At 71.3% G+C, this 12634-nt stretch carries 12 protein-coding genes; 8 read left to right on the top strand and 4 right to left on the bottom strand.

What is annotated here, in order from left to right; all coding sequences use genetic code 11:
- Positions 1 to 149: 149 nt before the first annotated feature.
- Positions 150 to 806: a peptide-methionine (S)-S-oxide reductase MsrA gene (gene msrA, locus D7X55_RS09410; protein ID WP_120548864.1), complete on the top strand. Its 657-nt coding sequence runs from the start codon at positions 150 to 152 to the stop codon at positions 804 to 806.
- A 69-nt stretch (positions 807 to 875) separates the two neighbouring features.
- Here msrA and D7X55_RS09405 read toward each other — a convergent pair whose 3' ends face one another.
- Positions 876 to 1844 carry an AraC family transcriptional regulator gene (locus D7X55_RS09405; protein WP_233609746.1) on the bottom strand — a complete coding sequence of 323 codons (969 nt, stop codon included), beginning with the start codon at positions 1842 to 1844 and terminating at the stop codon, positions 876 to 878.
- Between the two features lie 55 nt (positions 1845 to 1899).
- Here D7X55_RS09405 and D7X55_RS09400 point away from each other — a divergent pair, with 55 nt between their 5' ends.
- Together D7X55_RS09400 and D7X55_RS09395 are read left to right on the top strand one after the other, a co-directional pair.
- Complete coding sequence (locus D7X55_RS09400) at positions 1900 to 2988, top strand: alkene reductase (RefSeq protein WP_121722865.1); 1089 nt, start codon at positions 1900 to 1902, stop codon at positions 2986 to 2988.
- A gap of 21 nt (positions 2989 to 3009) precedes the next feature.
- Entirely contained in the window at positions 3010 to 3873 is an 864-nt protein-coding gene (locus tag D7X55_RS09395; RefSeq protein WP_121722864.1) for a pirin family protein, read from the top strand.
- 1 nt (position 3874) lies between these two features.
- Here D7X55_RS09395 and D7X55_RS09390 read toward each other — a convergent pair whose 3' ends face one another.
- On the bottom strand, positions 3875 to 4249 hold the full coding sequence (locus D7X55_RS09390) for a DUF962 domain-containing protein (protein ID WP_121722863.1): 375 nt from the start codon (positions 4247 to 4249) through the stop codon (positions 3875 to 3877).
- 229 nt (positions 4250 to 4478) lie between these two features.
- Here D7X55_RS09390 and D7X55_RS09385 point away from each other — a divergent pair, with 229 nt between their 5' ends.
- Genes D7X55_RS09385 through D7X55_RS09375 form a run of 3 tightly spaced genes read left to right on the top strand, consistent with a single transcriptional unit; the run spans position 4479 to position 6930 of the window.
- Complete coding sequence (locus D7X55_RS09385; protein ID WP_199746915.1) at positions 4479 to 5513, top strand: hypothetical protein; 1035 nt, start codon at positions 4479 to 4481, stop codon at positions 5511 to 5513.
- A 6-nt stretch (positions 5514 to 5519) separates the two neighbouring features.
- Positions 5520 to 6641, top strand: a complete 1122-nt coding sequence (locus tag D7X55_RS09380; protein WP_121722861.1) for a hypothetical protein — start codon at positions 5520 to 5522, stop codon at positions 6639 to 6641.
- 58 nt (positions 6642 to 6699) lie between these two features.
- On the top strand, positions 6700 to 6930 hold the full coding sequence (locus tag D7X55_RS09375) for a hypothetical protein (RefSeq protein ID WP_120548878.1): 231 nt from the start codon (positions 6700 to 6702) through the stop codon (positions 6928 to 6930).
- Here the strand turns inward: D7X55_RS09375 and D7X55_RS09370 are convergent.
- On the bottom strand, positions 6900 to 7670 hold the full coding sequence (locus D7X55_RS09370) for a bifunctional 2-polyprenyl-6-hydroxyphenol methylase/3-demethylubiquinol 3-O-methyltransferase UbiG (protein ID WP_121722860.1): 771 nt from the start codon (positions 7668 to 7670) through the stop codon (positions 6900 to 6902). The two genes, D7X55_RS09375 and D7X55_RS09370, sit on opposite strands and share 31 nt — an antisense overlap.
- Positions 7671 to 7898: 228 nt before the next feature.
- Between D7X55_RS09370 and ptsP the strand changes: the two genes are divergently transcribed.
- A complete protein-coding gene (ptsP, locus tag D7X55_RS09365) occupies positions 7899 to 10388 on the top strand; it encodes a phosphoenolpyruvate--protein phosphotransferase (protein ID WP_121722859.1) in 2490 nt (829 codons plus the stop codon).
- A complete protein-coding gene (gene pfkB / locus D7X55_RS09360) occupies positions 10385 to 11341 on the top strand; it encodes a 1-phosphofructokinase (protein ID WP_120548881.1) in 957 nt (318 codons plus the stop codon). The genes ptsP and pfkB overlap by 4 nt, the downstream gene beginning before the upstream one ends.
- Here pfkB and D7X55_RS09355 read toward each other — a convergent pair whose 3' ends face one another.
- Positions 11342 to 12559: a GAF domain-containing sensor histidine kinase gene (locus D7X55_RS09355; protein ID WP_120548882.1), complete on the bottom strand. Its 1218-nt coding sequence runs from the start codon at positions 12557 to 12559 to the stop codon at positions 11342 to 11344.
- Between the last annotated feature and the right edge of the window lie 75 nt (positions 12560 to 12634).

The raw sequence follows: 12634 nt of genomic DNA, 5'->3' as shown, positions 1-12634 counted from the left end.
TTAAGTCGTCGGCAGCGTCAGATGTGTATAAGATACAGGGAGTCCTGGGAAACCGTCGGGAAGGCGAGGCATTCCTGGTGGGACGGAGGGCGGGTGGCCGGCCGTGCGGCGGGCGTGAAAATCGGGGGGCCCGGAGCTAAAGCTAGAGCATGTTCTTCACGTCCCCGAAGAAGTTGAGGCTCCCCACTCCGCAGGAGGCGCTGCCGGGCCGTCCGCAGGAGATGCCGGTTCCGCAGAAGCACACCGTGCTGGGCACCCCGCTGAAGGGGCCGGTGCCGGAGGGTTTCGAGACGGCCATCTTCGGCATGGGCTGCTTCTGGGGGGTGGAGCGCAAGTTCTGGCAGGTGCCGGGTGTGTACTCCACCGCGGTGGGCTACGCGGGCGGGCTGACGCCGAACCCCACGTACGAGGAGGTCTGCTCCGGCCTCACCGGCCACAACGAGGTGGTGCGCGTGGTGTACGACCCGAAGAAGGTCACGTACGCGCAGCTGTTGAAGGTCTTCTGGGAGAACCACGACCCGACGCAGGGCATGCGCCAGGGCAACGACGCGGGCACCCAGTACCGCTCCGGCATCTACTACGCGAACGACGCGCAGAAGCGCGCCGCGGAGGAGACGCGCCAGGCGTACCAGGGCGCGCTCAACGCGAAGGGCCTGAGCGACATCACCACGGAGATCCTCCCGGCCCCGGCCTTCTATTACGCCGAGGACTACCACCAGCAGTACCTGCAGAAGAACCCGGGCGGCTACTGCGGCGTCGGCGGCACCGGCGTGAGCTGCCCCATCGGCGTGGGCGTCAGCGCCTGACGTTTCGCCTCGCGGGGCCCGCTGTCTTCCGGACACGGGCCGTGCTTCCCCAGGAAGAGGGCTGAAGCCTCACGACGCCCGGCGGTGGTTGCGCCGGTACGCGCCGGGAGCCGTCCCATCCCAGCGCTTGAAGGCGCGGTTGAAGGACGCCTCGCTCTGGTAGCCGATGGCCGGAGCGACCTCGCTCAGGGGCAGCTCGCTTTCGCGCAGGAGCTGGGCGGCCTTGATCATCCGCCACCCCACCAGGTACTCCAGCGGCGGCTCTCCCACGAGTTCACTGAAGCGCGCGGCGAAGCCGGACCGGGACATGGCCACCGCGGACGCCAGGCTCTCCACGGTCCAGGGCTCCTGGGGGCGCTCGTGGATGAGCGCGAGCGCCTTGCCAATCTGCGGGTCCCCCAGCGCCCGCATGCCGGCCTCCCGGCACGAGCCCTCCGACTTCAGGATGTGCGCGCGCAGCGCCTGCACCAGCAGGATGTCCGCGAGCCGGCTCATGATGACGGTGGCTCCCGGATGCGACGACGCGCTCTCCGTCAGCAGCAACTGCACCGTGGACGCCAGTGACGGCGCCGTCGCCGCGTCGTCCGCGGCCAGGTGGATGACGTGGGGCAGCTCCTTGAAGAGCAGCGTGCGCGGCGCGACCCCCAGCTGGAACGTCGCCGCCACCAGCGTCGTCCGCTCGCCGTCGCCGCCCAGCCGGATGGAGCCCTTGCCGCGAGCGCTCGCGCAGGCTCCGCGCTCCAGGACGTGGACGGGGCTGCCTTCCGCGTCGCGCAGCGTGTGGCCTCCGCCGTGCGGCAGCACCGCCAGGTCCCCCGCGCACAGCTCCAGGGCGCCCGGAACGCCCTCCACCTCCAGCCGGGCCCCGCCGCGCGCGACGAGGACGATGTGAGCCCCCGGCGCCGTCCCGAACTGGAGCCCCCAGGGGGCGAACAGCTCGAAACGGCCGTGCATCCGGGTGGACAGGCGCAGCGTGTCCAGGACGTCCGCCAGGACATCAGCACCCTGTCCCTCCAGAGCCTCTGGACGATCGGTCAATTTGTTTGGACTGGATGCCATGGCACGTCCATAGCGCCTGGAGCATTCAACGGCCATGGCAAATACACTCCAGCTCCTCTCCCCCTTCCGTCTGGGCCGGCTCGAACTGAAGAACCGGCTGGTGATGGCCCCCATGACCCGCAGCCGGGCGCTGGTGGACGGCAACGTCCCCAACCCTCTCGCGGTGACCTATTACGCGCAGCGCGCGTCCGCGGGCCTCATCGTCTCCGAGGGCACCCAGGTCAGCCCCCAGGGCGTCGGGTACATCCGCACACCGGGCATCCACTCGCCGGAGCAGGTGGCGGGCTGGAAGAAGGTGACGGACGCGGTCCACGCGGCGGGCGGCCTCATCTTCGCGCAGCTGTGGCACGTGGGGCGCGTCTCGCACCCGGACTTCCACGGGGGCGAGCTGCCGGTGGCGCCCTCCGCCATCAAGGTCGAGCAGGAGGTCTTCACGTTCCAGGGCAAGAAGCCCGCGGTGACGCCCCGGGCCCTGGAGACGCATGAGCTTCCCGGCGTCGTCGAGCAGTTCCGCCAGGCCGCTCGCAACGCGAAGGAGGCCGGCTTCGACGGCGCGGAGCTGCACGGCAGCAACGGCTACCTGTTGGATCAGTTCCTGCGGGACGGCTCCAACCAGCGCACGGATCAGTACGGCGGCAGCATCGAGAACCGGGCGCGCCTGCCACTGGAGGCGGCGCGGGCGGTGGCGGAGGTGTTCGGCGCGGACCGCGTGGGCTACCGGCTCTTCCCCCAGAACTTCCCGTACACGGGCATGCACGACTCCACGCCCACCGAGACCTTCACGTACATCGCGAGGGAGCTGGGCAAGCTGGGCCTGGGCTACCTGCACGTGACGGAGCTCGTCACGGGCCCCGCCGCCCCGGCCCCCGAGCAGCGCATCACCCCGGCGATCCGCAATGTCTTCCCGGGCGCCATCATCGCCAATGGTGGCTACGACGCGCAGGCCGGCGAGGCGGTGCTGGCTCGCGGCGAGGCGGACCTCGTGGCGTACGGCGTGCCGTTCCTCGCGAACCCGGACCTGCCGGAGCGCTTCCGCCGGTCCGCGCCGCTCAACACGCCGGACGCGGCGACGTTCTTCCAGGGCGAGGAGCAGGGCTTCACCAGCTACCCGGCGCTGGGCTGAATCCAGAAGGAGGCAACCGTCATGAGCACGCAACGAGTGGATGTCCTGGAACGACGGCTGGAGCGGATCATCGACCTGCCCGAACCCACGCAGGGGCAGTTCGGCCCGGCGCACACGGTGGTGCCGGTCATCTCACCGGAGGACTACGCGCGGTCGGATCCGTTCATCCTGCTGATGGACGACCGCATCGACGGCAAGCCGATTGGAGGGCCGCATCCGCACGCGGGCTTCGAGACGGTGACCTTCGTGGTGAAGGGCGGCATGACCCACGACAGCGGCAAGCTGGGCGAGGGCGACGTGCAGTGGATGACGGCCGGCAGTGGCGTCATCCACGGCGAGGGGCTGGAGGGAGACCTGGGCCAGGCGCGCATCCTCCAGCTCTGGCTCACGCTGCCGAAAGCACAGCGCTGGGTGCCTGCGGGCTACCAGGACCTGGCGTACGCACAGCTGCCGGTGCGTCGCGAGCCGGGCGTGGAGGTGCGCGTGTACAGCGGCACGTCCGGCGACGTGCGCTCGCCCACGAAGAACTACGTGCCCGTCACGCTGGCGGAGCTCCGGCTGGAGGCGGGCGCGTCCGTCGCGCAGGACCTGCCTGCTTCGTACAACGGCTTCTTCCTGGTGCTGGAGGGTGAGGTCGCGGTGGGGCCGGATGGGCAGTCGCTCAAGCCCGGTCAGGTGGGCTGGCTGGACCGTCCGGTGTCGGGAGGTGGCAGCACGGTCCGCGTCACGGGGACGACGCGGGCGCGGGTGCTGCTGTACGCGGGCCAGCCGCAGCGGGACCCGCTGGTGAGCCACGGGCCGTTCATCGGGGACACCCAGGCGGACATCCTGAGGTCCATCGAGGGGTACAGCGCGGGCCGCTTCGGCCCACCGCCGCCGAGGTAGCTCAGCGGCTCTGGACGGGGGCCGGCGCCAGGGTGGCGGCGGCCGTCGCGCCGGAGTTGGCGCGCTCCAGGTGCGGACCCAGCTGGCCGGTGAGCATCAGCGCGGCCATGCGGAAGTCGGAGATGAGTGACCAGAGCGGGTACTTGAAGGTCGCGGGGCGGTTGTGCTCGATCTTGAAGTGGCTGGCCCACGCGAAGCCGTAGGCGCACACCAGCGCGGCGGGAATCAGGGCGCCGCGTCCGGTGACGGCGGCGGTGATTCCCAGGCCCACACCCAGGCTGGTGCCAGCGAAGTGCAGCCAGCGTGTCGACGCCTGCGAGTGCTCGCGCAGATAGAACGGCCAGAACTCGCCATAGGTCTGGATGCGGTCGGACATGAAGTGAAGTTGTGTCCAGCTGCCCGCCTCTCGTCAACCCATGCGGGCCCTCTTCGTGCCGGTCGCGACACCCCTTGGCCCCGGGGGCGTGGCCCGTGGGCAGGAGGGCAGCCAGGCGGTCCTCGACGCGGCCCGCCGTTTTCAGGCCGGCCGGGAACAATCCGGTGCGGACGGCGCTGACTGCGAAGAGGCGCGAACCGCGCGTGTCGTGAAAGACTCGGGGGCGCGCATGAGTGACTGGACGCCCAAGCTGAACCCCACGGTGGACCTGCGGCGGCTTCCGCTGAACGCGGAGGAAGGCTTCGTGCTGTCGCGGCTGGATGGCCACACGCGTGAGAAGGACCTGCCCGCGCTCACGGGGTTTCCCCCGGACAAGCTGCGGGACATCCTCGCGAGGCTGGTGTCGCAGGGAGCGCTGCTGCCGGGCACGGAGGCCGTGAACACCGTCGTTCCCCCCGCGGTGGAGCCGCGCGCGCCGGAGCCCGACGCGAGCGACATGGAGCCGCTGCCGGAGGCCGAGGCCTCGGACGACGAAGCGCCTCCCGAGGACGACGTGCCGGAGTCCTTGCTGGGCGACTTCCGCAAGCTCTTCGAGACGCGGCTGCACGGGCTGCCGGAGGACCAGCGGGTGGCGGTGGCGAAGGGCGCGGAGGACCCGGAGCTGTCCGCGCTGTGCTTCGACCCGGTGCCGTCCGTCATCAAGGCCGTGCTGGAGAACACGCGGGTGGGGCTCGCGCACGCGCGGCTCATCGCCAGGCATCACCGCAACCCCGTGGGCCTGGAGGCGCTGGTGGCCCGGGCGGCCTTCGCGTCCGACACGGGCGTGCGCCGCTTCCTCGTTCGCAATCCGCAGCTGCCGGTCGCCGTCTTCCGCCGCCTGTGGGCGATGCGCCGCCTGATGGAGCACCACAAGCTCACGGTGGACCGGGACGTGCCGGAGCAGACCCGCCGCACCGCGCGAGAGCTGCTGCGCCAGCGCTTCTCCACCGGCCCGTCCGAGGAGAAGGTGGAGCTCATCCTCAACACGGAGGGCCGCGCGCTGGGCGCGCTCGTGGGCATGCCGGTGGACGGCAAGACGACGTCGCTGTTGTGCGGGCGCACGTACCGCTCGCCCATGCTGGTGCAGAACATCGCGCGCTGGAGCGCCGCGCCGCCCGCGCTCATCGCGCACCTGCTCAAGCAGGAGCTGGTCCGCCGTCAGCCACAGCTGCGCATGATGCTCGCGCGCCACCCCAATGCGCCCGCGGACGCGAAGCGCGCCTGAAGCCGCATGCCCCACGAAGAGGCCAGGGTCGTCCACTCGCTGAAGCAACACCTGCTCGAGCATGGGCTGCGCAGGTCGCGCGTGCTGCACCTGCTGGTGGACGCGCATCCGTCGTACGTCCACAGCCCGGTCGCGCGGGACCTGGAGCCCATGACGCGGCTCATGCTGGAGGGCACGCGGCCGGACATCCTGTGCAGCGTGGCGCAGCCGGAAGGTGTCCTCGTCACGGGCATCGAGGTGAAGGCGTCCGACAAGGATTGGGCGCACGGCCTGGGACAGGCCCTCAGCTACCGCCCGAGCGTCCATCACGCCTACCTCGCACTCCCAACGCTCGCCGCCGACCTGCGCGCCACCACCGTGAACCAGGCCCGAGGCAACGGCATCGGCCTCCTCGCGCGGGACGCGAAGCACTGGGTGGAGGTCGTCGCGCCCGCGGACCCCACCCCGCTGCCGCGCGCCGTCAGCCAGGCCTCGTCGCTGCTCGAAGGCGTGCCCGCCGCGCGCAGCCTCCAGCTCAACCATCCGCTCAACTACCTCGCGGCCGCGTTCCTCGCGGACCGGGGCGCACCTTCGGGGTCGCTGCTCCAATCGCTCGCCGCGCACTGGAAGGACCTGGGAAGCGACAGCTCCCGGCGTCACGCGGCCACGGGCGCCAACACACTCGGGCTGCTGGACCTGGACTGGAAGCCCACGCTCGAAGGCCGCACCGTGGCGGACCTCCTGGCCGCGCTCCAGTTCGACCCCGACACGCGCTACGACAAGCGCAAGCGCCTGCTGGACGTGCACGCGGCCTTCGCCGCCGTGGCGCGCTTCGTCCTCATCCGTCAGCCCGCGGTGCGCCTCATCCACCGGACGCTCACGGACCACGGCGGAAGCCTCACGCTGCCGGAGCTGGCCGTGGCCGCGGGCCATGACGACCCGGCGCTGGCGACGGCCCTCTTCCTCGCGGACCCCTCCGGAACCCTGAAGCCCGGGCTGCGAGGACCGGACATCAACCCGTCCACCGTCTTCAAACTCAAACAGAACCTCTGGCACGCGGGACTGCTCGACACCAAGGCCCACGGCACCGCCGGCAAGGACTCCCGCGCCTACCGGCCCACGGAAGACGTCTGGGCCCTGCCCTCTTGACTACAACTGTAGCCATGACATATCCCCACTGACTACAACTGTCGTCAGGAGGGATGCCGTGGACCGACCGCCGCATGGACAGAGGCCGTTCTCACCGTTCCTCCGCGAGGCCCTGGGCTGGCTGTTGGCCCTGCACCTGCTGCTCGCGCTGATGCCGTCCCTGCACCTGGAGCAGACGCTGCACGCCGGAGCCCAGAAGGCCCGCGTGCTGTTGAAGGCCGCGGACACCGTGCGCCGTCACGCGGTGCCGCTCGGTGTTCAAGGCTTCCGCGCGGTGATGAGCGGCTGATTGAAGCCCGTCTCCTCCGGCGTGTACCAGCGCGGATCCACCAGCCCTGCCCGGGTGAGCGCCTGCTCCAGCTCCACGGGTTGCAGCAGCCGGTAGACGCCGGTGTGCTCGGTGGTGTGCCAGATGCCGGACTCCTGGCGCAGGATGAACTGGCGCACGGTGTATTGCCTTTCATCCACCGCCCAATCCCAGACCTGGAACAGCACGCGCCGGCCCAGCGGCGTGTCCAGCACGCGCTCCGCCGTGAAGCGCGGCCGCTTCTCCAGCAGCGCGGAATGGTCCCGCAGGCTCGCCACCAGCAGGCCCCCGGGCACCAGGCGTGACGCCATCGCGTTCGCGGCGTCCTCCAGGTCCGAGTCCTCCAGCAGGTGCGCCACCGCGTTGTCGCAGGACATCACCACGTGGAAGGTGCCCGGCACCTGCCAGTCCAGCATCCGCATGTCCGCCACGCCGGTGGTGATGCTCACGTGCATGGCTCGGGCTTCCCGCTCCGCGCGCGCCACCGCGGAAGGACTCAGGTCCGTGGCGTGCACGGCGTAGCCGCGCGACGCCAGCCCCAGCGCCTGCGTGCCAATGCCGCACGCGCAGTCCAGCACCCGGCGCGGCGGCGGCATGCCCGAGCGGCGCAGGAGCGCGTCCAGCACCGCGCCCTGCCGGTCCACCGACTGCTCCCAGTCCGCGAAGAGCAGGTGGTACTCCTCGGCCAGCCCTTCGTAGAAGTCCAGGACGCTGTCAGACATGACGGCCTCCCCTTTAACACCCCCATGCGGGCCGTCACGCGCGAGGACACCGGACGTCGCCTGCCCGTCATGTCGAGGCCATGTCAGGGCCGGGAGGTCTTCGCCTCCGTGGGTTGTTACCCGGAAGACGGGGCTCGGGCAGCCCGCGCGGGCATGGGCGGACACCGGGCAGGATGCACCGTCGTTCCTCCGCGTGAAGCGCTCACGCACCTGAAGCAAGGAGCCCGGATGCTGTCGTTGACGCCATCGCAGGTCCGCCTGGGATGGGCCGCCGCGAACAAGGCGGAGGCCATCCGCCTGGTCGGACAGTTGATGGTGGAGGCCGGCTTCATCTCGCCCGCCTACGTCGACAGCATGCTCAAGCGCGAGCAGGTGTCCGCCACGTTCCTCGGCCACGGCATCGCCATTCCGCACGGCCTGCCGGAGGCGCGCCACCTCGTGCGCCAGACGGGCGTCGTCGTGGTGCAGTTCCCCGCCGGTGTCGTCTGGAGCGAGGACGGCCACGCGCACCTGGTCGTCGGCATCGCGGCCCGGTCCGACGAACACCTCCAGGTGCTCGCCAACCTCACCGGCGTGCTGGACGACGAGGCCCTGGCCCTGGCCCTGGCCTCCACGCTGGATGCGGCCACCATCATCCAGGTGCTCACCAGCGCCGCGCCGGAGACGCCAGCGGAGCCCGAGCCCGGAGGCCCGTCGCTCCGGGTGCTGTCCCCTTCGCCGTACGGTCTGCACGCGCGCCCCGCCACCGTACTGGTGGAGGTGGTGCGCCGCTTCCGCGCGGACGTCACCGTCCACCACGAGGGGCGTCAGGCGAACGCCCGCAGCGTCCTGTCGCTGCTGCGCCTGGGGGCGCGCGCCGGCACGCCCCTGACGCTCACCGCGGCGGGAGCCGACGCGGAGGCGGTGCTCCTCGCGCTGCGCGACGCCTTCGACGCGGGCCTGGGCGAAACGCCCGCGCCCCCGGGCGCGCTGACACCGGAGCCCGAGCCCACCGCCGTGCTCGACTACGAGGGGACGCTGGTCGCGGGCCTGTCCGCGTCGCCGGGCATCGCGGCGGGGCCCGTGTGGACCTTCCAGCGCGAACAGCTGGTGGTGGAGGAGCAGGCCGCCGACGCCGTGCGGGAACACCAGCTGCTGGAGGCAGCCCTCGCCGGAGCGGCGGCGGAGCTGCGCCAGCTGCACGACGGCTTCCTGTTGAAGGCCGGAGCGCAGCGGGCCGCCATCTTCAAGGCGCACCTGGAGCTGCTCGACGACCCGGAGATGTTGATGGAGTCGCATGGCCTCATCGACACCGGCCTGAGCGCGGGCGAGTCCTGGCGCCGCGTCTTCGAGGACCGCGCGCAGGGGCTGGCCGCGCTGGACGCACCGCTGATGGCCGCTCGGGCCGCGGACCTGCTGGACGTGGGCCGGCGCGTGCTGAGGCCCCTGGCCCGGGTGCTGGAGGGCGAGCCCGTCTTCCCGGACCACCCGGTGGTGCTGCTGGCGGAGGACCTGGCGCCGTCGGATACGGCGCGGCTGGACCCCGCCATGGTGCTGGGCCTGTGCACGGCGGGCGGCGGCACCACGTCGCACACGGCCATCATCGCGCGCTCGCTCGATTTGCCGGCGGTGGTGGCGGTGGGGCCTTCGGTGCTGGACCTGCGCGACGGGCAGCACTGCATCCTGGACGGGGACGCGGGCGTGCTCGTCATGGGACCCTCGGAGCGGGACCGGGCGAAGGCCGCGCACCAGCGTGAGCGGATCCACGCCCGGCGCGAGGAGGAGAAGCTGGAGCGCTATCAGCCCGCCATCACGATGGACGGCCGGCGCGTGGAGGTGGCCGCGAACATCAGCGGGGCGGACGACGCGGCCAAGGCCGTGGAAGCGGGCGGAGAGGGCGTGGGCCTGATGCGCACGGAGTTCCTCTTCCTCAAGCGAGACGAGCCGCCCGGCGAGGAGGAGCAGTTCCAGGCGTACCGCACCATGGTGCGCGAGCTGAACGGCCTGCCGCTCATCCTGCGCACGCTGGACATTGGAGGGGACAAGCACGTGCCCTACCTGTCGCTGCCCGCGGAGGCGAACCCGTTCCTGGGCGTGCGAGGCATCCGGCTGTGCTTCGAACGGGAGGACCTGTTCCGCACGCAGCTGCGCGCCATCCTGCGAGCGTCGAAGGAGGGCCCCATCCGCATCATGTATCCGATGGTCGCGATGCCCGAGGAGCTGGCGAAGGCCCGCGCCATCACCGAGTCCGTGCGCCGCGAGGTGGGCGCGGCTCCGGTGGAGACGGGCATCATGATCGAAGTGCCCTCGGCGGTGATGATGGCGGAGCAGCTGGCGCGGGACGTGTCGTTCTTCTCCATCGGGACCAACGACCTGACGCAGTACGTGCTCGCGATGGACCGGCAGCATCCGGTGCTCGCGCCCAAGGCGGACGGACTGCATCCGGCGGTGTTGCGCATGGTGGACCTCACGGTGAAGGCGGCGAGGAAGGCAGGCATCTGGGTGGGAGCGTGCGGAGGCATCGCGGGAGACCCGAGCGGCGCGGTGGTGCTGTCCGGCCTGGGCGTCACGGAATTGAGCGTGGCCATCCCCAGCATCCCGGCGGTGAAGGCGCTCTTGCGAGGCCTCTCCATGGCGGACGCGGAGGACGTGGCCCGGGCCGCGCTGGAGTGCGGCAACGCGGGCGAGGTCCGCGGCCTGGTGCGAGGCCTGCTGGCGCGAAAGGGAGCCAAGGCGTGAGGCCCACGAAGCCGGGCGTGGTGACGGTGACGTTGAACGCGGCCATCGACCAGACGCTGGAGTGTCCGGGGTTCACGGCGGGCGAGGTGAACCGCGTGGTGGCGGAGACGCGCACGCCCGGAGGCAAGGGCATCAACGTGGCGGCGTTCCTCGCGGGAGGCACCCGGCCCGTGACGGCCGCGGGCTTCCTGGGCGCGGACTCGGCGCCGTTGTTCGAAGCGCTGTTCCACGAGCGGGGCATCCACGACCGGTGTCTGCGGCTGCCGGGCTCCAGCCGGGTGAACATCAAGGTCGTGGACCGCACGAGCAGCGCGGTGACGGACCTGAACCTCCCGGGCCTGAGCATCCCGGAGGAAGCACTGGACGCGCTGACCACGACGCTGGATGCGCTGGCGGAGGAGAACGGCTGCTTCGTGCTGTCAGGCAGCGTGCCCGCGGGAGTGCCCGCGACCCTCTACGCCATGTTGACGGAGCGCCTGCGGGCGAAGGGCGCGCGGGTGGCGGTGGACACGAGCGGAGAACCCCTGCGCCATGCCATCACCGCGAAGCCGGACTTCGTGAAGCCGAACGCACGCGAACTGGAAGCGCTGGTCGGAAGGCCGCTCAAGAACGCGGGCGAAGTGGCGCGAGCCGCCAGGGACCTGCACGCGTCAGGCATCGGGCTGGTGGTGGTGTCGCTGGGAGCGGAGGGCGCCCTGTTCGTCTCCGGCGACGGCGCCTGGCGGGCCCTGCCGCCGCCTGTCGAAGTGGCGAGCACCGTGGGCGCGGGCGACGCGCTGGTGGCGGGAGTGCTGGCGTCGAGGCTGGAGGGCCACGACCTGGAGACCTGCGCCCGGAGGAGCACGGCCTTCGCGGCGGGAAAGCTCGCGAAGGTGGGCCCGGTGCCACCGGCCCCCGAGCGCGTCGCGGAGCTGCTCTGTGCCGTGCGGATGCACCCGCTGGGCACGGGCTGACTAGCAGCCGCGCGGCAGGTGCACCCGGAACGTGGTGCCCGCTTCCTCCGTGGACACCACGTCCACCGCGCCGCCGTGCGCGCGGACGATCTCATTCACGATGAAGAGCCCCAGCCCCACGCTGCGGTGCTCGCTGCCCTCGGTGGTGCCCCGGGTCATCGGCTCGAAGAGCACGGGCAGCAGCGCCGCCGGGATGGGCGCCCCCGGGTTCGACACGGACAGCACCACCTCCCGCTCGTCCCCGCGCGTCTCCACGCGGATGTGCGCGTCCTGCGCGCTGTACTGCACTGCGTTGGTGAGCAGGTTGGTCAACACCTGCGCGATGCGATCCGGATCCCAGGTCCCCCGCCCGCTGCCCTCGCACACCAGGACCAGCGTGCGTTCCGGCGCCGTGAGCCGCACCTCGTCCACCACCTGCTCCGCCAGCTCATGCAGGTTCATGGGCTGGGGCTTCACCGGCAGGGCCATGCCCGTGCGCACGTGGGTGAAGTCCAGCAGGTCGCGGATGAGCCGGTTCGCCCGGTCCGACGAGTCGAGGATGCGCCGCAGCCCCCGCCGGGCCCGGTCATCCAGGTCCGCCCTGCGCATCAGCGTCGCCGCCGCCAGCGAGATGGCGTTGAGGGGGTTTCGCAGGTCGTGGCTGACGATGCCGATCAGCTGCTCGCGCAGCACCGACGCCTCGTGCGCCCCCAGCAGCTGCGAGTCGCGATCCGACAGCGCATCCTCCTGCTCCAGCTGGTGGCCCACCAGGTCACCCAGGTGGCGGAACGTCTCCAGCACGTCCTCGGTGAGGTTCGCTGCCTTCGAGTCCAGCGCGCACATCACGCCGAAGAACTCCCCGTTGCGCCGGTACAGCGGCACCGCGATGTAGCTCTCCACGTTGTACATCTTCGGCGCGGGGTGGTTCCGGAAGCGCGGATCCTCGCTCGCGTGGTTCACGAGCAGCGGCCCCTTCAGGGTCCGCACCGTGTTGCAGAACGTCGTGCTGACGGCCAGCGTGTCTCCGGCCTTCAGCCCGAAGCCCATCTCGTCCAGCACCGCGCAGCACGTCCACGACTCCGGCGTCACGCGCGCCACCACCGCCAGGCGCAGCCCCGTGGTGCGCGTCAGCACCCGCAGCACCGTCTTCACCGCGTCGATGCGGCTCACGGCCTCCACGTCCGCCAGCAGGGGATTGGCGGCACGTAGGTGCGGGTTCGCGGAGAGGAATGGGGACATGAATTGCACCGCTTCAGGTTATGCGCGGCGCAAGGCTCGGCGCTGTTGGACCCTGGAACAAGACAAACGGGCACG

The sequence above is a fragment of the Corallococcus sp. AB049A genome (assembly GCF_003668885.1).
Classification (GTDB): domain Bacteria; phylum Myxococcota; class Myxococcia; order Myxococcales; family Myxococcaceae; genus Corallococcus; species Corallococcus interemptor.
Note: the sequence above shows the minus strand (reverse complement) of the source record. Positions and strands in the feature narration are given on the sequence as shown.